The organism is Vibrio sp. A8-1, from assembly GCF_013048685.1.
In the GTDB taxonomy this organism is placed as follows: domain Bacteria; phylum Pseudomonadota; class Gammaproteobacteria; order Enterobacterales; family Vibrionaceae; genus Vibrio; species Vibrio metschnikovii.
On sequence record NZ_VHTC01000043.1, the window covers coordinates 1 to 21708 of the forward strand.

The following is a 21708-nucleotide window of genomic DNA, read 5'->3' on the forward strand; positions in this document are numbered from 1 at the left end:
ACTTGTAGATAGATGAATTCAAATAGCCCTGTTCTCTTACGCTCATAGAGTATTGACCGCAGGTAGCGCGTAATAGAGCCACTTCTAGTGGCTCTTGTCGTATCTTAATGTTAGAAAAGCTAAGATATCTTCCTTCAAATTTTCTACGTTCATAGTGAGTCGCAACAAATTGCTCTAAGAAACTTTAGGGCAAAGATGAGTCAGCAGAGGGCTAACTAGCTTAAAATGGGTAGTGCTCTTCTTCATACGCTTCCACCCAGGTCACTAGCTTTTCAAGTTCGTCACCTTCGGGTGTGCCTGGTTCAGCATCGAATATGGTTTCAATCCTCTTTAAAACCATCCTGTACTCGTTTTCTGACAGTATTTCCGATTCAGTAAGTCCTTTAACTTTCATGAGAGTTTCCCTATCGACACTCCCGCTTTTGTTAAAGCGTTCAGCCATTTTTAGCATTTTTTCCATTCGGGTGTTGTTAAGAGCATCGTCTCTTTGAACAAGAAAATCGCTTTCTGCTTTATCCGTATCTTCAGAATAAGATCCCCAATCTTTTTCATTTGTAGTCGCGAGTTCATCAGCGTGTGTTGTTTTGGGTGTAATACCCTCAAGCAGTTCTTTTTCTGAAAGTGGTTTACGGCCCATGGCTCGCTCCTCGATTGAAAGTAACATTAGATGATTTATAGCATAGTGAGTTACCGGCTGTAAGGTATGAGCGGCTTTGTTGCTTAAATCGATGGAACTAAATCAAGAAGCTACGATCTGATCGGCTACATCCATTAATCGTCGTAGCCTAATGCCTAAACCTCGTTACAAAACAACCAACTGGAAGCAGTACAATAAAGCCTTAATTAATCGTGGTTCACTGACCTTTTGGGTTGATGAGGAAGCGATAGCTGAGTGGAAGCAAAGCAAACAAGGCAAGCGTGGTAGACCACGCCAATTCAGTGATTTAGCCATTACGACTGCATTAATGGTGAAACGAGTATTCTCTATGCCATTGAGAGCGCTGCAAGGATTTATAGACTCAGTATTTAAACTGGCTAATATCCCGCTATTTTGTCCGCATTACACCTGCATAAGTCGTCGAGCTAAGGAAGTTGATGTTTCATTTAAAACTAAAACCAGAGGAGCGATACAACATCTAGCCATTGATTCCACTGGTCTCAAGGTTTATGGCGAAGGTGAATGGAAGGTTAAGAAGCATGGTACTGACGGGAAGCGTAGAGTTTGGCGTAAACTGCATATTGCAGTAGATGCCAGCACTCACGAAATAGTCGCAGCAGAACTGAGTTTCTCTAACGTAACCGATGCTGAAGTGCTTCCCAACTTACTTAAGCAGACACGTCGTAAAATCATTGAAGTATCAGGTGATGGAGCTTATGACACAAGAAGCTGCCATGAAGCTATACGAATCAAGCGAGCAGTTCCGCTCATCCCGCCACGAGAAGGGGCAGCTTTCTGGGAGCAAGGACATCCTCGCAATTTGGCGGTAGGTTGTCAGAAGCTCTACGGCTCAAACAAAAAGTGGAAAAAGCGGTATGGTTATCATAAGCGCTCTCTATCAGAGACAGCCATGCATCGAGTGAAACAGTTGTTAGGTGGGAAATTAAGCCTAAGAAATTACAACGCTCAGGTTGGCGAGACTTACGCAATGATCAAAGCGCTGAACAAGCTTACGGGGCTAGGTATGCCTGAAACTCAGTATGTTGTTTAAAAATGAAGCATTATGGGCTGGTATGCCTTTTCTCTGAATTAAGCAACAAAGCCTCGGTACAGCCTCAAGACTGTACCGATAAGGTGATTAGTGCTGTGTCACACTGACGGCTTTTGTACTGCTATTGAAATGAATCTGATAGGTGGCGTAGTCGCCGACTTGATAATCCATACTTGGGTAGGATTCTGTCCACGAACCATCATCAATTTTAAACCTTGCGGGTGACTCTTCACCACTGAAGGTTTGGGTTGTTGTGTAAAGGCCAGTTTGCTCATTGTAATCCAGCAGTGTTAATCCCCACCCGTTTGCTGTACCTCGGAAGTACCAAGTTTCATTTCCACCATTCGTGTTGCTGGTGCACTGAGACAGCTCTTTCCATTCACCATTGGCATAGCAAAGGTTTGGTGCTGACACCTCCATATCGAGGGTTTGGCGGCTGCCTTGATCACTGAAAATGACTTTCAAACTATTGAGGTTAGTACCAAAGTCATAACAGTATTGACCATTTTGTTGGGTCATTGCTTGCCCAGGCCAAGTTGCGTTAGCAATGGGGGTTGCGGCCGCCACATTCCAGAAATAGAGGTAAGGCTGAGAGAATCCTTGCTCATTGCCATAACAGATTTGGGTGGCGTTACCTTCATCCTCATCGTTCTCTGTGATTAGGGTAAACCCACAGTCGGCTAAAGATTTCCAGCTACCATCGCTATAACACGTTCCAGTAGTGGTGGTGAGATCGTTACTCTTATTGGCACCTTGATTTGAAAAAATCACATTCACACTTGAAAGCTCAGTTTCAACATCATGGCAATAGAAATCACCATTTGCCGTCATGGTAACGCCAGGCCAAGTGGCGTTTGTGAGTGAGCCTGCTGGTTGTGCTCCCCAGTAGTGGAGTGTTGGTGAAGTGTGATTAGCGGCATTGTCGTAGCAGAGGTTGGTTGCCGTAACAGGCGTAGCCGGTTTTTTCTCACCATCATCACAATCGGTGCAGGTTTGTCCTACTTTTGCTCCGACATGAATGGCCGCCGCATTATGAGAAGCCACGGTGAAATGGGCATAACCTGAACTGTCTACACTGATGGTGGTGCCACTACATGTTCCCGTTTGTGAGTTAAAGTCACCACTGATGATGTCGCAATATTCACCCGCTGGCATTCCGGTAGCAAAACCTTGGTTGATGCCTTTGTTGTCGTCTCGGTTAATGACAACAAAACCTAGCCCACCACGGCCAAAGGCGACTTGGTTATAGCCATCATCCCACCAGTTGGTTACGCGCCATTCTGCTGCGGTGTGATTACGAAAAGCCACCATATTGGCTACGCCGCGCCAGCGGTGTTCACAAACCCAGTCTCCTCCATCAAAACCACAGGCGTTCCCCGTATGTATACCTGTTGCGGGAGGGCCTGCATCAAAATCATTGAAGTAGTAGCCTGACATGACTTTGGGATACCCATAAGGATAGGCCAAAGTAAAAACGTTACCGAGGAAGTAGAGGTTACCAAAGTCTTGATGGCTGAGTACTTGCCCTGGGTTATGGCGTTCTTCATCATGGTTGGTTACAAAAGTCACGGCATCGCTGCTGCTTAGCCAACCATTCCAAGAACCAATACCTTGTAAGTCTTTAATTCCCCCGTGCTTAAACTTAGGTCCTAGGGTGCGAGCAAAGAAGAACTCAGTAACATCACCAATATAGGTATATTCCGCAGGCTTAACGGGTTCATTCTCGGCACCGATCACTTCTTGGAAAATATAAGGGGTGCCATGTAACTTACTCTTTATTGCCGCGATATCTTCGGCTGGCATATGTTTCGCCGCATCAATACGAAACCCAGCGACCCCCATACTGATCGCATCATTCATGTAGTCTGCAATTTTTTGGCGAACATACTCAGAACTGGTTTTGAGATCGTTAAGTCCGACAAGATCACAATTTTGTACTGACCAGCGATTAGAATAGTTGATGTCACTGGTGCAGCTATTAAAGTCATTAACTCCATATGGAACTTCAGGGAAGTTGCGATTCCATGCCGCCATATGGTTAATGACGGCATCCACATAAATGTCTACCCCTACGTTTTTACAACGTTGCACCATATCCGCAAATTGTGCACGGTTACCACTACGGCCTTCAAAAGCATAACTAACGGGTTGGTAGCGAGACCACCAAGCCGGGTTATCGACACTTTTCTGAGGAGGGGAGACTTGTACCGCAGCAAACCCTTTAGGCCCTAGGAACTCTTCACATTCCTGAGCAATATCTTGCCAACTCCATTCAAATAAGTGGACGAATGTTGTCTTTGGAACGGTTTGAGCATAGCTTTGCGTTCCCCCGATTAAGCTCCCGAATAACATGAGTCCGGCAGACAAACTCTTGTTGAATTTCATGTTCTTCCCTTAAGTTTGAAATCTTAAAATGTAAGAAAAAATGTATTTTGTCTAAAAAGACAGCAAAACTTTAGGAGAGATAAAAAATAATACCTCCTGAAAAAAGAGGGATTGTGAGAATCGTCATTATTTGTACAAGCTTTACTTTTCTAGATTTAAATACAGTTACTAAATGCGCATATTCACGATGAAATAAGAGAATAAAATTGGAATAGAAGTTTGGTTTTGAATTAATGTATTGATTTCATTATATTTATAATGTTCATCTTAATGGTTGATTGACACATAACGTGAGGTATTAGGCAAAATGATAGGTGAAGCGGCTAGTATGTTGAATGGAGAGAGAAAGGCATTCTCTTTGCCTTATGTGATATAAGGTTATGAAAGAAGGCAGGAATATTGCTAAGGTTTTTATTCTATTTGCCGCTAAACTCAATACAGTGTCGGATTTGTTTTTCCTTTCATTCCTCGTTAATCGCCGCTTATCATTTCAACAAACTCACGAGCGATAGTCGTGCGTGAGTTTGTTGGTTGATTATTTTAAGTCAGCCAGTGAGCAATTTCTTATCAATTAGCAACGTCGTCATAAACTTTCGGGTGGTGAAAAGTCATGAATTGTCCACCGCTTCTAATACTTCAGCGATTGCTTTATCTAACTGTCTTTGTATATCGTTGGGTAAACGGCCAAATTCATAAGAGAAGTTTCGTCCTTTAACTCGTTTACGAGCGTAAACGCCTTTACTCTTGAAAGTGGCTAATGGTGTGACTGAAGCACTTTCTTTATCTTGTTTATTTTGGGCAATCTTTAGCTCAGATTTTATTTTGGATAAAAGTAGATTCTTAACGTCATCATGAGTTTGTTCAGGCTGAACATTGACAGTGATTTTTTGTATTTCTTTAATAAAATCTGATAGTTCGGATTTATCTTTCCCGATTAACTTCATCACCTTATCAAGTACCGAGTAATCGGGATGCGATAAAAGGTTTACATCTGGAAATAACGAAATAAGCGCTTGATCAATACTGGCAGCTTTTAGTGCTTTACTGACAGCAGGTCTGCTGATCCCGGTGATCTTAGCTACATCTTCTTGAGTGTAATTACCACTGTCCATAATCGCTTTACATTGCAAACCAATTTCACGCTGATTATGTTCTTTTGCTGTTTGTAATTGTTTAGCCAATGCTTTGGCATCAGCATAGGACAGGGCATCCTGTGTGACTAAGATGCGAAACTCTTTGATGTGACCTTGTTGCAATAGTACCCAAGCGCGGCGGCGTGAACCGTCAAGCACATCTATTTTGCCATCTATTTCCCGACCAACGGCAGGGTAAAATTGCTGAAACTCAAGAGAGGCGAGGTCGGATAATGAATCTTTAGTCAAAAGAGACTGATCACGGCCATTCACTTCAAAGGTGACGCAGGTTTTATCACGAACTTGTTCGTATGACAGAGTTACTTCGTTAAATATTGCCTGAGCGCCTGACTCTAATTGCCATGCTACGCTGTTACCAACAGATTCAATACCGAATATATTTTGAAGGTAATGGGCTGTATTCTCACCAGCTTTAGTTAGCTCAGAGGAAAGTTGGCGAGTAAGGCTTTCAATATTAGCTTTAGCTGCTACAGCTTGCGCTTCAGCTGAACCGGGTGTATTGCCTAGTGGACTTGCGCCTCTTTTTTTTGCCATTATTTTTGCTCCTCACGCCATACATTGACGATATCTCTTAGAATCTGACTGGTAACTTCATAACTGTTTTGTTGAGCGCTTTGGAAAGTCCCCTTACTTTTTGGATATTCACTTTTAGACATATCAAAAACCGTTGAAAGCAGTGAGGATGCTTGGCGGATAGCTTCACTGTGTTTGAACTCTTTAGAATAAAGGTAAGGTGCAAAGTGATCATACAAGCTGTTCATCAATTCACTCGTTGTTGAACCGTCTCGGTGATTAGTAAGAAGAATTTTCATAAAGTCGTAGCCGGAATGATTAGCATTAGCCAATAAAGCCCAAACTTGGGGGATATAACTAAAATAAGAGCATGTCGCATCAATATCGTTTTCCGTGATAGATAAAGGAAAAACGACACTAGTTGCTGCAAAGTAGGCATTGTAAGTGGCATAACCTAACGAGGGGGGAGTATCGATTAAAATAATATCAAACTCATCACGAACAGTATCAATCACTTCACTTAAGATAGAATACGGAGAAGGAAGTTTATGACTAAAAACTTGCTCATGAAACCAGCCTTCAATGGCTCTATCTGATTGTGATGCTGGGAGAATTCTTAAGTTTGGAATTGTCGTTTGCAAAAAGGCTTCAGAAACGACTTGAGGAAAAGTCTCACCTTCCTCTAAGTCATAGTTTTGCATGATTAAATCGCCAACAGACAAACAACCTTCTTTCTCGGCTTCTGGGGCGTAATACATAGATAGGGTAGCTTGACCATCCATATCGATTAAGCCAATACGGTATTCTTGATGAAACTCTGCAGCTAACCCAGAAGCTATTGTCGCTGCTGAAACGGTTTTCCCAACGCCACCTTTTTGATTTTGAATCACTATCACTTGTGTTTTTTGTGACGGTAAGCGATGGAACAAGGGCTCTTTTCTTAAATTTTCAGGTAGTAGTGCACGTACTATATACATTTCCTCAATGTCTATAGACCATTGAGAGTCAGCGTGGCGCCTTGGGTCTATGCCCGCATTAGCGACATATTTATCTAAGGTTTTAGAATCAATATCTAAATATGCTGTCGCTTCAGCACGCGTAAAATTACGAAGCTCTTTACGATGATTAGCCAACAACCGTTGATTTCTACGTTTAATGTAAGCATCAGCACCTAATTTCAAATCTTGAAAAGTTTGTGTGGTTTTTTCCGCGTCCATATCGTTAATCCTAGAGGGTTTTAAAATAATATATACCTTATTTTTTTAGGTGTACACTAAAAAGTGATGGACCATTTAAGGTTTTTGAGTGGTAGAAAGTTTGCTTTGGTTGCTCTCATTTCTAAGGCTTGCTAAAAAACTCATGGGAATGGGGGGCAGGGTTATTTTTTACTCTTCCCTACAAAATAATTTATGATAGGATGACACCTAATAAAATTAATTAGGTTGAAACCTATTCAATGTTTCATGGCCATCTGTCCAGCTTCAGCCATGAGAGGTTGATTAGTCATTGCGGATGAAAAGCAGTATTGAGTGATGCTTTTCAATGTGATTACGCGATGTCAGTCCTTACTTTATAAACAGAGTTTTAAGAATCTGGTGGAATTGGATAAACAAGACGCATGACAAATGATGGTCTGAAACAAACGGTAGTGGCGAGTTCACTCGCTAAAGAAGGCGCGAAAGGAAAGCCAGACAGGCTTTCGCAGATAGCGCAGTTGCCACAAGCAACCAGGGATCGCATTGCCCACATCGACTTCACCTTATTGTTTAAGGGCGAAGCGGTACGGGCGGATTTAGTCGATCGCTTCAGCATCGCCGCCACGCAGGCAACCAAAGACTTCTCCATGTACCGAGAGCTCGCGCCAAGCAACATTGAGTATGACCAAAAGCTCAAGTTGCATAAGCGCGGTGAAGCTTTTGAGCCTTTGTTCGACTACGACGTTGTGAGAACGCTGGCGACGATTAGCCAAGGGTACGGCGATGGCTTTACTGGCAAGGTAAAACCACCTCTTGCGTGTGAAGCGCCTTATCACTTAAACAAGCCGAGTTTATCGATAGTGGCGAAAGTTACCGAGGCCATCCACAAAGGCAAAGCCTTGAGCATTACCTATGTGTCGTTATCGAGCGGTGAAACCACTCGTCAAATGGTACCGCATACGCTGGTGGACAATGGCCTGCGTTGGCACGTTCGTGGTTTTGACCGCAAGCATAATGAATTCCGAGATTTTGTACTGACCCGAATTAAAGCAGCGGTTGTGCTTGAAGGCTCTACATTATCTGAGACTGAACTAGAAACCCAAGACCGCCAATGGAATCGCTTTGTAGAGCTTGAATTAGTGCCGCACCCACGCATAGAGCACAGCGAAGCGATAGAGCTGGACTATGGCATGAAAAATGGCGTTTTAAGAGTTGAGATTAGAGCGGCAACTGCTGGCTATTTGCTTCGTCAATGGCATGTGGATTGTACCAAAGCGCACAGCCTGCAAGGCCCTGAATACCAGCTTTGGTTAAAGAATACTCCGACACTTTATGGGGTGGCAAATTTGAATTTAGTCCCAGGGTTTGAAGGATGATGTTCGACGACAGTGATCATTGCGCAACCCATAAACGAATGATGACGAATTAAAATCAGGAATTTAAATAATGACAAGTTTACAACAACGTGCCGAACTTCAACGCCAAATATGGGCGATTGCCAACGATGTTCGAGGCTCAGTGGATGGCTGGGATTTTAAACAATATGTACTCGGTACGCTGTTCTACCGCTTTATTAGTGAGAACTTTGAACTTTACATCACTGGTGGTGATGAGAGCGTTAATTATGCGGCCATGTCTGACGATGATGAAAACATCAAGTTGGCTAAAGAAGATGCCATTAAGACCAAAGGCTATTTTCTGTACCCAAGCCAGTTGTTTAGTAATGTGGCGGCCAATGCGCACAAAAACGAAAATTTAAATACCGATTTGGCCGCTATTTTTGCTGCAATCGAAAACTCAGCCAACGGCTATGATTCAGAAAAAGACATCAAAGGCTTGTTTGCGGATTTTGATACCACCAGTAATCGTCTGGGTAATACGGTAGAGGCAAAAAATAAACGCCTAGCAGCAGTGTTAAAAGGCGTGGCAGGTTTGACTTTCGGTAACTTTGAAGACAACCAAATTGACTTATTCGGTGATGCCTACGAGTTCCTGATTTCAAACTACGCGGCCAATGCTGGTAAATCCGGTGGCGAATTTTTTACCCCTCAGCACGTTTCAAAGTTGATCGCGCAGCTCGCCATGCACGGCCAGACCAGCGTCAATAAAATCTATGACCCTGCGGCGGGTTCGGGCTCGTTGCTGTTACAAGCCAAAAAGCACTTCGATGCGCATATCATTGAAGAGGGTTTTTTTGGCCAAGAGCTCAACCACACCACCTACAACTTGGCGCGGATGAATATGTTTTTGCACAACATTAACTACGACAAGTTTAATATTCAGTTGGGCGATACCTTAATCGAACCGCACTTTTTAGACGACAAACCCTTTGATGCGATTGTTTCTAACCCGCCTTATTCAGTGAAATGGATTGGTAGCGATGACCCAACTCTAATCAACGACGACCGCTTTGCACCCGCTGGCGTACTTGCGCCTAAATCAAAAGCCGATTTTGCCTTTGTGCTGCATGCACTGAGTTACCTATCAAGCAAAGGTCGTGCAGCCATTGTTTGCTTCCCCGGTATTTTTTACCGTGGCGGTGCTGAGCAAAAAATCCGCCAGTACTTGGTGGATAACAACTATGTTGAAACCGTGATTTCATTAGCACCTAATCTGTTCTTTGGCACCACCATTGCGGTGAATATTTTAGTGCTGTCTAAACACAAAGCCGATACAACAACGCAGTTTATCGATGCCAGCGGCCTGTTTAAAAAAGAAACCAACAACAACACCCTCACCAACGAACACATCGAAAACATCATGAAGGTGTTTGCCAGCAAAGAAAACGTCGAGCATTTTGCTAAATCGGTTGATTTGGATGTTATCGCAGCTAATAGCTACAACCTATCGGTGAGCAGTTATGTGGAAGCCAAAGACAACCGCGAAGTAGTGGATATTACCGAGCTTAATGCCGAGCTAAAAACCACCGTCGCTAAAATTGATGCGCTTCGCAGTGATATTGATGCCATTGTGGCGGAAATAGAAGGCGCGGAAATTGAAGATGGAGAGCTTGAAGGATGAGTAACAAGGCTCAGGCTTTACCCATTGGCTATACTGGGTTGCTAACCGACATCAAACAACGCGTTCGCCACGCTCAGACACGTGCCGTGCTGGCGGTCAATGCCGAGTTGATCCGCCTATATTGGGAAATAGGCGAGTTAATCAACAGTCGTCAGCAACAGGAAGGCTGGGGTGCCGGCGTGATTCCACGCCTTGCACGCGACTTGCACAATGCGTTGCCCGAAGAGAAAGGATTTTCTGAACGCAATATCAAACGCATGCTGGCTTTCTACCGCGAATATCCACTGCTGAACTTTATGCCACAAACTGTGGCATCAGCGGATGTCATGTCAGAAGTGCCACAAGCTGCGGCACTTTTCCCGGCTGAACTGCTACAGGCTGTTCCCTGGGGGCATCACGCCGAACTGATGGCCAAGGTCAAAGATTTGCCGATTCGACGCTGGTACATGCAAGCCGCTGTCAATAACGGCTGGAGCCGCAACATCCTTGTGATGCAGATTGGAACGGCCGCGCACCATCGCCAAGGACGGGCCATCAGCAATTTTGCCAGCCGTCTGCCCGCTCCAGACTCCGACTTGGTACAGCAAACACTGAAAGACCCGTATCTGTTTGACTTTTTGACTCTAGAGTCGAATTTTCACGAACGTGAACTGGAAACTGGCCTGGTCGCCCATCTGGAAAAATTCTTGCTGGAGCTCGGCCAAGGCTTTGCTTTCGTCGGACGGCAATACCACTTGGACATTGGCGAGCAGGATTTTTACATCGATTTGTTGTTCTATCACCTAAAGCTGCGTTGCTATGTGGTGATCGAGCTCAAACGCGGCGACTTCAAACCCGAATACGCCGGAAAAATCAATTTTTACTGCAACGTCGTGGACGACAAACTCCGCCATGAAACCGATCAACCCACTATCGGCCTGATCCTGTGCCAGCAACCCAACCGCGTGTTGGCCGAATATGCTCTGCGCGGTGTCGACAAACCCATCGGTATCTCCAGCTACGAACTGACCCGCGCCCTGCCCGAAGTACTAGAAAGTAACTTGCCCAGTATTGAACAGATAGAACGCGAATTGCAGGGAGACGTAAAATGAGCAAGGTGTTAGACACGAAATTTAATGCGCTGCGCAGTGATATTGACGCCATTGTGGCGGAAATTGAAAGTGAGGTGGTTGAGGCATGAGTCAGTTGAACTATTTAGAGAAACTCTTGGGCGGGGTAGATGTTGAGTGGCTCCCATTAGGGAATTTAGCAGAAATCGGCACTGGTAAATCAAATAGGCAAGATGAGACTGAAGATGGTGAATATCCATTCTATGTTCGTTCAAAAAATATATTGAGATCAGATACTTTCCAATTTGATGAAACAGCTATTGTAGTCCCAGGAGAAGGAGGGATCGGAGACATATTTCATTTTGTAGAAGGTAAATATGCTTTGCATCAAAGGGCCTATAGAATAAAGGCTACGAGTGATGTTCTAGATACAAAATTCCTGTACCACTATATGTCTTCAAAATTTAAGCAATATATTTTGATGAAAAGTGTTGGTGCAACATCAATCTCAATTAGAAAGCCTATGCTAGAGGGATTTCAAATCCCCATCCCATGCCCAGATAACCCAGAAAAATCGCTGGTAATACAAGCCGAAATTGTGCGCATTCTGGACGCATTTACCGCCATGACCGCCGAGCTGACCGCCGAGCTGACCGCCGAGCTTAACCTACGCAAAAAACAATACAACTACTACCGCGATAAGTTGCTAAGTTTTGAAGAAGGTGACGTTGAGTGGAAGACGTTGGATGAAGTGGCTTTAGATTTTGGTCGAGGAAAATCTAAACATCGACCTAGAAATGATCCTAGTTTGTATGGAGGTGATATACCCTTTATTCAAACGGGTGATATCAGAAATGCAGCTCATACTATTCAAGAGTACAGCCAGACTTATAGTGAACTCGGTTTAAAGCAGAGTAAATTGTGGCCTAAAGGCACACTATGTATCACTATTGCCGCGAATATTGCAGAAACATCTATTTTGGGCTTTGATGCATGTTTTCCTGATAGTGTTATTGGTTTCGTTGCAAATCCTGAGGAAACGAGCTCAAGTTACGTTGAATATTTACTATCCTCAATCAAAACGCAGCTAGAAGAAAAAGGTCAAGGGAGCGCACAAAGCAATATAAACTTGGGTACATTTCAGAACTTAAAGCTTCCGTTCCCTTCAATTACGGAACAAGAACGCATCGTTACTATTCTCGACAAATTTGACACTCTAACGAGCTCCATTACCGAAGGTCTCCCCCGCGAAATTGAGTTACGCCAAAAGCAATACGAGTATTATCGTGATCTGTTGTTAAGCTTTCCTAAATCAGATGAGGCCGCTTAATGAGTAACACGCTAACGGAAATAGCAAAAGCAGTTATGCGAAAATATCGAACAACGGTCAACGGTGACAACAACCGCACTAAGCACAACAACTATGCCTTTAACCAGCAAGGGGGTGCAAATGCCTAGCCTTAGCTTACAAGACCAAACCTCAGAGTTCTTACTCTACACAGCCCCCAATGGGGATGTGAAAGTTGAAGTACTGCTCAGCGGTGAAACCATTTGGCTCACGCAAAAACGCATTGCACAGCTGTTTGGTGTGGGTGTACCTGCCATTTCAAAGCACTTGGATAATATTTACGATTCAGGCGAACTACAACGCGAGGCAACTATTTCCATTTTGGAAACAGTTCAACAAGAAGGCAAACGCGAAGTTAAACGCAAGCTGGAGTACTACAACCTAGATGCGGTAATTTCAGTAGGCTACCGAGTGAACTCAGCACAAGCGACGCAGTTTCGTATTTGGGCGACTCAGTTGATTAAGGACTACATCATCAAAGGCTTTGCCATGGATGATGAACGCCTTAAAAATGGCCGCTTCTTTGGTAAAGATTACTTTAAAGAGCTACTGGAACGCGTTCGCTCCATTCGTGCCAGTGAGCGACGTATTTATCAACAAATCACCGATATCTTTGCTGAATGCAGTATTGATTACGATCCTAGATCAGAAACCACTCGTCTGTTTTATGCTCATGTACAAGACAAATTTCACTTTGCGATTACAGGACACACAGCAGCGGAAATCATCGCATTGAAGGCAGACGCCAACCAGCCCTTAATGGGCATGACGACCTACAAAAACGCCCCTTCAGGTCGTGTGTTGAAATCGGATACCACTGTTGCCAAAAACTACCTCAGTGAAGACGAAATCAAAAAACTTGAACGTGCCGTTTCAGCTTTTTTTGATTACATTGAAGGCATAATTGAGCGTAGAAACACCTTTACCATGGAGGCGTTCGCCGAAAGCGTCAATAAGTTTTTAGCCTTTAATGAGTACCAAGTTTTAGAAGGCTATGGCAATGTAACCCGCAAGGCGGCTGAGCAAAAAGCCCATGCCGCTTATGAGCAATTTAATAAACAACAAAAAATAGAGTCCGACTTTGACCGTGAAGTGAATAAATTACTTGGGCAAGGTAGCAAAAATAAGGGTTCAGCCTAATGGCCTACCAACCACCTTTTACCATCACCACCGATATTTTGAACTTGGTGGCACAAATCAGCCAGCAGGTGGGTGAGTTAAACGCCAGCCAGCTCAATGCCTCGCCGCAACTGCGCAAGCAAAACCGCATTAAAACCATTACTGGCACGCTGGCCATTGAAGGCAATACCCTAACTGAAGAACAAATCACCGCCATTGTTGAGGGTAAACCTGTGCTGGGCAGCGTGCGTGAGCTAGCCGAGGTAAAAGGCGCGATTGCCGCTTATGATGCACTGCCTGCATTCACACCCAGCGAGATTTCCGATTCACTCACAGCTCACGGTTTAATGCTGTCAGATATTCTTGTAAGTGCCGGTGAATTTCGCAGTAAAGGCGTGGGCATCCATAAAGGTGGTGTCGTGCACCATGTTGCACCGCCTGCGCATCAGGTATCCGGTTTAATGGCCGATTTGATCCAATGGCTTAAGCAAACAAAAGATCACCCATTGATCGCCAGTTGTGTATTCCATTACGAATTTGAGTTTATTCATCCCTTTGCCGATGGTAACGGTCGTATGGGGCGGTTATGGCAAACACTGATTTTGTCCAAGTGGCATCCGTTGTTTTTATCTTTGCCGCTAGAAAGTGTGATTAAAGACCATCAGCAAGCCTATTATCACGCCCTTGAGCAGGCCGATAACCAAGCAGACAGTACGCCGTTTATTCATTTTATGTTGTCGGTTATTCAGCAAACGCTGGCGCAAAACGCCTCTGTAAATGCCTCTCTAAAAGAAGGTAAAAACGCCCCTGTAAATACCCTTATCAATGTAACGGGCCTTAAAACGCCTGAGGCTATTTTAGCATTGCTGAGTAACACGCCCGAGCTAACCCGACAACAACTCGCTGATACCTTGAATAAAGACGTTAGAACCATTGGTCGCGCCATTAGCAAACTACAAAAAGAAGGCAGGTTAACTCGGGTAGGTTCAGATAAAACCGGCCATTGGCAAGTCACTGAATAATGCGACGCCGTGGCTATTTCCATATTGGAACACACCACGGCTAACAAAAAAGGATGTAAACGAATGACAACGTATAAAACGGTTGCTGAATCCAATAACTTTATTGTGTTAGATAAATACGTCAAAAATTGGCAAGTCGCAGAAAGCTTTCAAAGTGAAGGTGATTTAGAACGTGAGCTGATTCAGGACCTAAGCAACCAGGGCTATGAGTATTTACCTGCGCTAACGACACCCGATGCCATGCTGGCAAATGTGCGCAAGCAGCTACAAGCCCTTAATAAGGTCCAGTTTACTGATGGCGAGTGGGCTCGCTTTTGCGAGCAATACCTGAACACACCCAGCGACAATATTCTTGATAAAACCCGTAAGGTGCACAGCGACTATATCTTCGATTTTGTGTTTGATGATGGCCATATCGAAAACATCTACCTGTTCGACAAGAAGACCATTGCTCGTAACAAAGTGCAGGTCATTAAGCAGTTTGAGCAAACGGGAAGCCATGCCAACCGTTACGATGTGACGATTTTGATCAATGGTTTGCCTTTGGTGCAAATTGAACTTAAAAAGCGTGGTGTGGCGATCCGTGAGGCGTTTAACCAAATACATCGCTACAGCAAAGAAAGCTTTAATACAGAGAACTCGTTGTACAAGTTCTTGCAGCTGTTTGTGATCTCGAATGGCACCGACACGCGCTATTTTGCCAATACCACGAAGCGCGACAAAAACAGCTACGACTTTACGATGAACTGGGCGAAGTCCGACAATACGCTGATCAAGGATTTAAAAGACTTTACGGCGACTTTTTTCCAGAAAGAGACCTTACTTGAAGTGATCTTGCGTTACTCGGTGTTTGACGTCAGCAATACCTTACTTGTAATGCGCCCCTACCAGATTGCGGCCACTGAGCGCATTTTATGGAAGATAAAGAGCGCGTTTAACGCTAAGAACTGGAGCAGCACCGAGAGCGGTGGGTACATTTGGCACACTACGGGTTCAGGCAAAACACTCACCAGCTTTAAAGCGGCACGTTTGGCCACCGATTTAGACTGTATCGATAAAGTCTTCTTTGTGGTGGACCGAAAAGACCTCGACTATCAGACGATGAAAGAGTATCAGCGGTTCTCGCCTGATAGTGTGAACGGTTCAGACAGTACCGCAGGGCTTAAGAGTAACCTGGATAAAGACGATAACAAGATTGTCGTCACCACCATCCAAAAGCTCAACAACTTAATCAAAAGTGAAAGCGATTTAGCTATATACAACAAGCAAGTCGTTTTTATTTTTGATGAGTGTCATCGAAGCCAGTTCGGTGAGGCGCAGAAAAACCTGAAGAAGAAATTCAAAAAGTACTACCAGTTTGGCTTTACCGGTACGCCCATTTTCCCAGAAAATGCACTGGGCGCAGAAACCACGGGCAGCGTGTTTGGCCAGCAGTTGCACACTTATGTGATCACTGACGCCATTCGTGATGAAAAAGTACTCAAGTTCAAAGTGGACTATAACGATGTTCGTCCGCAATTTAAGAGCATTGAGACTGAGCAGGATGATAAGAAGCTTAGTGCCGCTGAGAATAAGAAAGCCTTCTTACATCCAATGCGCATTGGTGAAATCTCGCAGTATATTCTGAGCCATTTTAACCAGAAAACGCATCGAGCCTATTCTGGCGCTAAAGGGTTTAACGCCATGTTTGCGGTAAGTAGTGTTGATGCAGCGAAAGCGTACTATGAAACCTTTAAAACATTGCAGGCCGAGGCTGAGAATGGACCCACAAGTAAACCTCTGCGCATTGCAACTATCTTCTCATTTGCTGCCAATGAAGAGCAGGACGCCATTGGTGATATTTTAGATGAGAGTTTTGAAGTCAGTGCCATGAACAGCAGCGCGAAAGAGTTTTTGAGCGCCGCGATTAACGATTACAACGCCATGTTTAAATCTAACTATGGCGTGGACAGTAATGGCTTTCAGAACTACTACCGTGACCTTGCCCAGCGAGTGAAGAATCAAGAAATAGATCTGCTCATAGTGGTTGGTATGTTTTTAACGGGCTTTGATGCGCCTACGCTTAATACCCTGTTTGTTGATAAGAATTTGCGCTATCACGGCTTGATGCAGGCATTTTCTCGCACTAACCGCATTTATGATGCGACGAAGACCTTTGGCAATATTGTTACCTTCCGTGATTTGGAGCAGGCAACCATTGATGCCATTACTTTGTTTGGTGACAAAAACACCAAAAACGTGGTGTTGGAGAAGAGCTACAAAGAATACATGGAAGGTTTTAACGATATTGCTACTGGCCAGGCGCGTCGAGGTTTTGTTGATATCGTAAAAGAGCTGCAAGAACGCTTTCCAAACCCAGAAAATATTGAAAAAGAACAAGATAAAAAGGAATTTGCCAAGCTATTTGGTGAATACCTCAAAGCAGAAAATATTTTACAAAACTACGATGAATTTGCTGGCTTGAAAGCACTGCAAAGCCTTGATACCAGTGATGAACAAGCGGTTGAAGAGTTCAAGTCAAAGTACTATCTGGACGATGCTGACATCGAGGCAATGCAAACCATCGATATGCCAAGCGAGCGCGCTATTCAAGATTATCGCTCTACCTACAACGATACCCGCGACTGGTTGCGACGCGATAAAGAAGGTCAGGACAAAGATAAGTCAACGGTAGATTGGGACGATGTGGTCTTTGAAGTTGATTTGCTTAAATCTCAAGAAATCAACCTCGACTACATTCTTGAACTGATTTTTGACCACAATAAGAAGAACAAGAGCAAAGAAGGCTTGATTGAAGAAGTTCGTCGTATGATCCGCGGTAGCCTTGGCAATAGAGCGAAAGAGAGCTTGGTGGTTGATTTTATTAACCAGACAAACCTAGATGAGATCAATGACAAAGCCAGCATTATCGACGCTTTCTTCAAATTCGCCCAGGCGGAGCAGAAGCGCGAAGCCGATGCCATTATTGCCTCTGAAAAGCTCAATATCGATGCTGCCAAACGTTATATTGCGTCATCACTCAAACGTGAGTACGCCTCTGAAAATGGCACAGCACTGAATGAGGCGCTGCCCAAACTTAGCCCATTGAACCCACAGTACCGAACCCAGAAGCAAACGGTTTTTCAGAAAATTGCCGCTTTTGTTGAAAAATTCAAAGGTGTGGGGGGGCAGATATAAATGCTATTACGTGCTGAGCCGGATGGAAGTTAAATTGCGCAAGTGTTTGAGATTTATTGATTTCTAGGCTAGTTGTCTTTTACGTGGGAAGTGAATTAAAGAAATGGACAATGAAAACATAATCAGGTTTTTGTCATCAGACCTAAAAAGGAACTCCGCGTCTTCGAAGAGAGAGCCAATCGAAATTGATCTTTCAAATGACGACTTAGCCTGTTTCAGACTTGTCGATCACAGACGAAGATGGACGCTATCAGTGGAACCCTTTTTTAGAAACATTATCCCAGTGGACCACTAATAACAGTGTTGAGCGCTATTTCATTCGCTGGCGCGAGGGACGGTGCAAGCGGCACGAGCAATTCTCAATTCTGGTGTTAAACCGGGTGATGACACCTGAGTTGCTCGCCTGGTTAACCCAGCCGAGCCCTGAGATTTTGCAAGCTATGTTGGAATCAATTGGCAATACCGATCCTGAGCATGCCCTGTCTAAATTGGTTATTGAAGCTGACCAAACCAGTGTCCAGCGAGACCTGAAAGTTCAACGCATTTCCTGCTTTGGAGTTCCGATGAGGTGGCCCCCATTCCATTGGGGCTAGTGATCAGCATTTTTACCGGTAATGCCTTGGTTTTATGTTTGTTGGGGTTGGTGACAACTTACGATCCAGACAAGTGGAGCATGAGTATGAAACCGACGATGTCTTTGTGACTGGTTATTCCTTGGTTTCTGGACCATCTAGAGATGCTCAGACGCAAATCAAGGGTCATGTGTATATATGGCCACAGACAAAGAGTCACCGGCATCACCGTACATAACTCCACCAGATCAGGAGACGCCCGCATTATCTTTCACCTCACCACCTCGTCGTATTCCATCGCGTGAAATTACCTTGGCTATTGATGGTCAGCAGTGGCCAATTAAGATTGAGATGAACAACTTCCACTCAACGCTACACCTTTCGAAGGCGTTTCAAAAAGAAAGTCTAAGCCGCATTTTTAGGCTCGTTCCCAGCCGTCTTATAACAACATTTCGAGCCGCTTGTGAGGAAAAAAATTGGCACTGACGAATAAAAAAACAAGGTAGAATGTCAAAAAAAAAATTAAAGCATACATAATCAACGACGTGTGTGAGAACATCGAAGCCATAAATAAAAAGTTGATGATTCAAACTCGATTGAGTTTAAAAAATGTAAGGGTGATACTAGAAATCTCCAAAGTATCAGGCATTAAAATTAATGAAATGAAAGATGAAACGATCTCCTAGATAATCAGTAAATCGGAGAGTTAAAAGTGAATGGCGCTATAAAAAATAAAGCAACATAAAATAGAGTGACTCTGTGAATATCGAATACAATCTTGAGATAAAAAAACCACGACAGCGCAAAAAAAAACCAGAAGTTCCGCACCTAAATGTGACTTTTTTAACAAAAGACGCACCAGCACTTTTGTTCAGCAGAAAAGAAAAAAGAGGTGAAAACAAAACCAATTTCATCAGTGGTGCAGACTGGTTTGATAGCAAAATAAAAGTAATTTTAAATGCAGTTCGTGATGATGATCCGTTTGCTGATCAGCTGGTTTTCGATATAGAAAATGCTATTAATAACTTATCGGCGCATTACAAAGAAGAGCTTCAAAACATCAAATCATCGATCGAAACTAAGCTAAGTCATTTTAATGCGTCACTGGAAATTTCAGACAAAATTCATGTTGAAACTCACGCGATAAGTTTCCAAAATCGACTAACATTTGATCTGCTATGGGCGTTAAAAGACCTTGATGAATCGCTCTATTATCTTTACCTGAGCGATAAGTATGCGATTCTTCCATCTCAAGTAGTCACAGAAAAAAGGCAGGATCTTCGCAAAGCATATCGCGTTATTTTACAGATGATCAACCGCTGGAAACCATCGGCAATAACTCGTGAAGATTTGGCTCACAACACTCAGCGAGTAGCAAAAACGTTCGAACTCAACGAGCAAATCCAGCTAACAAAAGATGTTCTTCTGCTAGAAAAACGGGCGGCTTGCGCTCCGAACATTAAGACGAGAAACTTCAACAAACTGGAACCTGCAACAAGAGAGAAACTTAACGAGCTCTATGGATAAATCCTAAAATAGCCATTATTCCACGTAAAAAAGCGATCCGGTAAAAAAGCTAGATTGCTTTTTTTTTGCTTAAAGCAAAGTTAAACAGGTCTAAAAACCTAACCTATTTCACCGGAATATCTAACCTGTTTTGCCGGAACCTAACCTATTTCACCGGAACATCTAACCTGTTTTTCCGGAACATCTAACCTGTTTTTTCGGAACCTAACCTGTTTTTCCGGAACATCTAACCTGTTTTTCCGGAACCTAACCTATTTCACCGGAATATCTAACCTGTTTTTCCGGAACATCTAACCTGTTTTTCCGGAACCTAACCTGTTTTGCCGGAACATCTAACCTGTTTTTCCGGAACATCTAACCTGTTTTTCCGGAACCTAACCTGTTTTGCCGGAACATCTAACCTGTTTTTCCGGAACATCTAACCTGTTTTGCCGGAATATCTAACCTGTTTTGCCGGAATTTTCGCTTTATTTGGAGTTTTTTTATCCCCTGTTAGGGGCTCAATTTTCACTATATATATATATATTAAGATAAGCTATATAACATCGGCTGAGATGTTGTATAGCTTGCTTTTGTTTTTTGGTTGTTTTTTGGTTGTTTTGGGTGGGTTTGCTCTTGCCTTGAATGTGGCGTGAAATCTGGCATTTTTTTGATGTTTTATCGTTATTGTTAAAAAAGGAGAAAACCATGAAATTATTCGTTTATTCATTAGCGTTGATTTCCACCTCAGCTTTTTCGTCCAACGTGACGACAAATGATGTCAGTGGAAATCTTTATCTTCAAAAAAGTGGTTACACAAAAATCAAAGTGGATACGAATCTTGAGCAGAGATTTCCTTTGCTTGAAGTGAGGACGTTCGATATCCCGCCATCGATAAAAAATATCGGCCAAGCTCTGAATTATAGTTTAGCGCTTTCAGGGTACAAACTTGATGATCTAAAAAAAACCGAGCAAAAAGTTTTAAATCTATACACGTTAAATCTTCCTTTCACAAATCGAGAGTTTGCAGCAGCAACAACGATGCAAGTTATCGAGACGATCATTGGTGCAGGGTTCGTTGTCCATGTCGATGAGAAAGCAAGAACGGTGAGAATAAATACAAGGGTACAATCTTAATGTCTAGAGAAAAAATAAGCTTGCATGATGCGCCTAATGACGAACCAAGCTTCGTGGTTGAATCTGAGTTGAGTGAAAAAGAAAACTTAATCACTAGCGACGAAAATAAAAGTGCCAGCGGAGAAGCTGAAGAAGATGAAATCGGTCTAGAAAAAATTCACGATGAAAGTCTACCCGGTGAAAATCGCAACGATGATAAAAATGGAAATAAAGAAGCTGACGGTATAGAAAACGGAGACAGCGACCATGAAAAAAAACTAAAACCCGTGTCAATAAAAAAAGTGGCGTTCATTGCATTCACATCCGCTGCCGTTATTGGTGTCGGTTTTGCCGCTACGCTTCTCTTGAAAAGTGAGCAGATCAATAATTACGTCACATTTGAAACTAGCGAAGAGTCAGGTTTGTTAAGAGCCAATATAGAGATAGCCAAAATAAACGATCAGTTGAGTGGCCTATTAACGCTGCCAGATGCAGTCAGTGAACTCAAACAGAGCAACCAACTCATGAAAGAAAGAATCGAACAGTTAAGAGAGCACATAGAAGAAGAGTTGCAACTCTTTTATAAAACTTCAAAAGATCGAGAAAGCCAACTGGATTCGATAAGAGCCGAACTAGAAACGGTTATAAGAACTCAAGATGGATCAATTGAAGATCTAAAAAAGCTAAGCGATCAAATGGTAAGTGTTCACCAAGCCCCTATTGACAGAAAAAGTGTGACACTCAGCACTTGATCCACTTTTTACTATTGAGTGATCATTCCAGTGCTTCATCCTGTTTGTTATGAGCAGAAAGAAAGCCCC

15 protein-coding genes and 3 pseudogenes are annotated in these 21708 nt (G+C 43.3%); 14 read left to right on the forward strand and 4 right to left on the reverse strand.

Annotated elements, in window-relative coordinates; genetic code table 11:
* Positions 1-220: 220 nt before the first annotated feature.
* A complete protein-coding gene (locus FKN93_RS15500) occupies positions 221-637 on the reverse strand; it encodes a hypothetical protein (protein ID WP_004393965.1) in 417 nt (138 codons plus the stop codon).
* Between the two features lie 151 nt (positions 638-788).
* Here FKN93_RS15500 and FKN93_RS15505 point away from each other — a divergent pair, with 151 nt between their 5' ends.
* A complete protein-coding gene (locus FKN93_RS15505; protein WP_004393905.1) occupies positions 789-1709 on the forward strand; it encodes an IS5 family transposase in 921 nt (306 codons plus the stop codon).
* A gap of 87 nt (positions 1710-1796) precedes the next feature.
* On the opposite strand, the gene FKN93_RS15510 is transcribed toward FKN93_RS15505, so the two are convergent.
* From FKN93_RS15510 to FKN93_RS15520, 3 genes are all read right to left on the reverse strand, one after another.
* Positions 1797-4094 (reverse strand): starch-binding protein, encoded by a 2298-nt coding sequence (locus FKN93_RS15510; protein ID WP_004393967.1) that lies wholly within the window; start codon positions 4092-4094, stop codon positions 1797-1799.
* Positions 4095-4702: 608 nt separating this feature from the next.
* Complete coding sequence (locus FKN93_RS15515) at positions 4703-5782, reverse strand: ParB family protein (RefSeq protein ID WP_004393969.1); 1080 nt, start codon at positions 5780-5782, stop codon at positions 4703-4705.
* Positions 5782-6978: an AAA family ATPase gene (locus tag FKN93_RS15520; protein ID WP_004393970.1), complete on the reverse strand. Its 1197-nt coding sequence runs from the start codon at positions 6976-6978 to the stop codon at positions 5782-5784. Before FKN93_RS15520 ends, FKN93_RS15515 begins: the two co-directional genes overlap by 1 nt.
* Positions 6979-7379: 401 nt before the next feature.
* Here FKN93_RS15520 and FKN93_RS15525 point away from each other — a divergent pair, with 401 nt between their 5' ends.
* The 13 genes and pseudogenes from FKN93_RS15525 (at position 7380) to FKN93_RS15585 (ending at position 21639) form a co-directional block, all read left to right on the forward strand.
* Entirely contained in the window at positions 7380-8333 is a 954-nt protein-coding gene (locus tag FKN93_RS15525; RefSeq protein WP_170905525.1) for a WYL domain-containing protein, read from the forward strand.
* 70 nt (positions 8334-8403) lie between these two features.
* A complete protein-coding gene (locus tag FKN93_RS15530) occupies positions 8404-9978 on the forward strand; it encodes a type I restriction-modification system subunit M (protein WP_170905527.1) in 1575 nt (524 codons plus the stop codon).
* A complete protein-coding gene (locus FKN93_RS15535; protein ID WP_170905529.1) occupies positions 9975-11069 on the forward strand; it encodes a PDDEXK nuclease domain-containing protein in 1095 nt (364 codons plus the stop codon). Before FKN93_RS15530 ends, FKN93_RS15535 begins: the two co-directional genes overlap by 4 nt.
* Positions 11070-11154: 85 nt before the next feature.
* Positions 11155-12357: a restriction endonuclease subunit S gene (locus FKN93_RS15540; RefSeq protein WP_170905531.1), complete on the forward strand. Its 1203-nt coding sequence runs from the start codon at positions 11155-11157 to the stop codon at positions 12355-12357.
* Positions 12358-12477: 120 nt separating this feature from the next.
* The gene (locus FKN93_RS15545; RefSeq protein ID WP_170905533.1) at positions 12478-13515 is read left to right on the forward strand and encodes a virulence RhuM family protein; all 1038 of its coding nucleotides are present in this window, start codon (positions 12478-12480) and stop codon (positions 13513-13515) included.
* Positions 13515-14516, forward strand: a complete 1002-nt coding sequence (locus FKN93_RS15550) for a Fic family protein (protein WP_170905534.1) — start codon at positions 13515-13517, stop codon at positions 14514-14516. The genes FKN93_RS15545 and FKN93_RS15550 overlap by 1 nt, the downstream gene beginning before the upstream one ends.
* A 63-nt stretch (positions 14517-14579) precedes the next feature.
* Positions 14580-17693, forward strand: a complete 3114-nt coding sequence (locus FKN93_RS15555; protein WP_170905536.1) for a type I restriction endonuclease subunit R — start codon at positions 14580-14582, stop codon at positions 17691-17693.
* A 209-nt stretch (positions 17694-17902) separates the two neighbouring features.
* Positions 17903-18241 (forward strand): annotated as a pseudogene (locus FKN93_RS15560) (TraI domain-containing protein); the annotation flags it as partial.
* Positions 18241-18345: pseudogene (locus tag FKN93_RS15565) on the forward strand (type IV conjugative transfer system protein TraL); the annotation flags it as partial. The pseudogenes FKN93_RS15560 and FKN93_RS15565, both read left to right, overlap by 1 nt.
* Positions 18346-18428: 83 nt before the next feature.
* Positions 18429-18622, forward strand: a pseudogene (locus FKN93_RS15570) (hypothetical protein); the annotation flags it as partial.
* A 402-nt stretch (positions 18623-19024) separates the two neighbouring features.
* Positions 19025-19792 (forward strand): AcaB family transcriptional regulator, encoded by a 768-nt coding sequence (locus FKN93_RS15575; protein WP_170905538.1) that lies wholly within the window; start codon positions 19025-19027, stop codon positions 19790-19792.
* Positions 19793-20479: 687 nt separating this feature from the next.
* Positions 20480-20908: a hypothetical protein gene (locus FKN93_RS15580; protein ID WP_170905540.1), complete on the forward strand. Its 429-nt coding sequence runs from the start codon at positions 20480-20482 to the stop codon at positions 20906-20908.
* Positions 20908-21639 (forward strand): hypothetical protein, encoded by a 732-nt coding sequence (locus FKN93_RS15585; RefSeq protein WP_170905542.1) that lies wholly within the window; start codon positions 20908-20910, stop codon positions 21637-21639. Before FKN93_RS15580 ends, FKN93_RS15585 begins: the two co-directional genes overlap by 1 nt.
* The last annotated feature ends 69 nt before the right edge of the window (positions 21640-21708 follow it).

Bases quoted from the DNA above. Each gene is read 5' to 3' on its own strand.
- FKN93_RS15520 (WP_004393970.1), bottom strand. From the start codon at position 6,978: ATGGACGCGGAAAAAACCACACAAACTTTTCAAGATTTGAAATTAGGT.
- FKN93_RS15510 (WP_004393967.1), bottom strand. From the start codon at position 4,094: ATGAAATTCAACAAGAGTTTGTCTGCCGGACTCATGTTATTCGGGAGC.
- FKN93_RS15540 (WP_170905531.1), top strand. From the start codon at position 11,155: ATGAGTCAGTTGAACTATTTAGAGAAACTCTTGGGCGGGGTAGATGTT.
- FKN93_RS15530 (WP_170905527.1), top strand. From the start codon at position 8,404: ATGACAAGTTTACAACAACGTGCCGAACTTCAACGCCAAATATGGGCG.
- FKN93_RS15500 (WP_004393965.1), bottom strand. From the start codon at position 637: ATGGGCCGTAAACCACTTTCAGAAAAAGAACTGCTTGAGGGTATTACA.
- FKN93_RS15550 (WP_170905534.1), top strand. From the start codon at position 13,515: ATGGCCTACCAACCACCTTTTACCATCACCACCGATATTTTGAACTTG.
- FKN93_RS15555 (WP_170905536.1), top strand. From the start codon at position 14,580: ATGACAACGTATAAAACGGTTGCTGAATCCAATAACTTTATTGTGTTA.
- FKN93_RS15515 (WP_004393969.1), bottom strand. From the start codon at position 5,782: ATGGCAAAAAAAAGAGGCGCAAGTCCACTAGGCAATACACCCGGTTCA.
- FKN93_RS15525 (WP_170905525.1), top strand. From the start codon at position 7,380: ATGACAAATGATGGTCTGAAACAAACGGTAGTGGCGAGTTCACTCGCT.
- FKN93_RS15580 (WP_170905540.1), top strand. From the start codon at position 20,480: ATGAAATTATTCGTTTATTCATTAGCGTTGATTTCCACCTCAGCTTTT.
- FKN93_RS15585 (WP_170905542.1), top strand. From the start codon at position 20,908: ATGTCTAGAGAAAAAATAAGCTTGCATGATGCGCCTAATGACGAACCA.
- FKN93_RS15505 (WP_004393905.1), top strand. From the start codon at position 789: ATGCCTAAACCTCGTTACAAAACAACCAACTGGAAGCAGTACAATAAA.
- FKN93_RS15535 (WP_170905529.1), top strand. From the start codon at position 9,975: ATGAGTAACAAGGCTCAGGCTTTACCCATTGGCTATACTGGGTTGCTA.
- FKN93_RS15545 (WP_170905533.1), top strand. From the start codon at position 12,478: ATGCCTAGCCTTAGCTTACAAGACCAAACCTCAGAGTTCTTACTCTAC.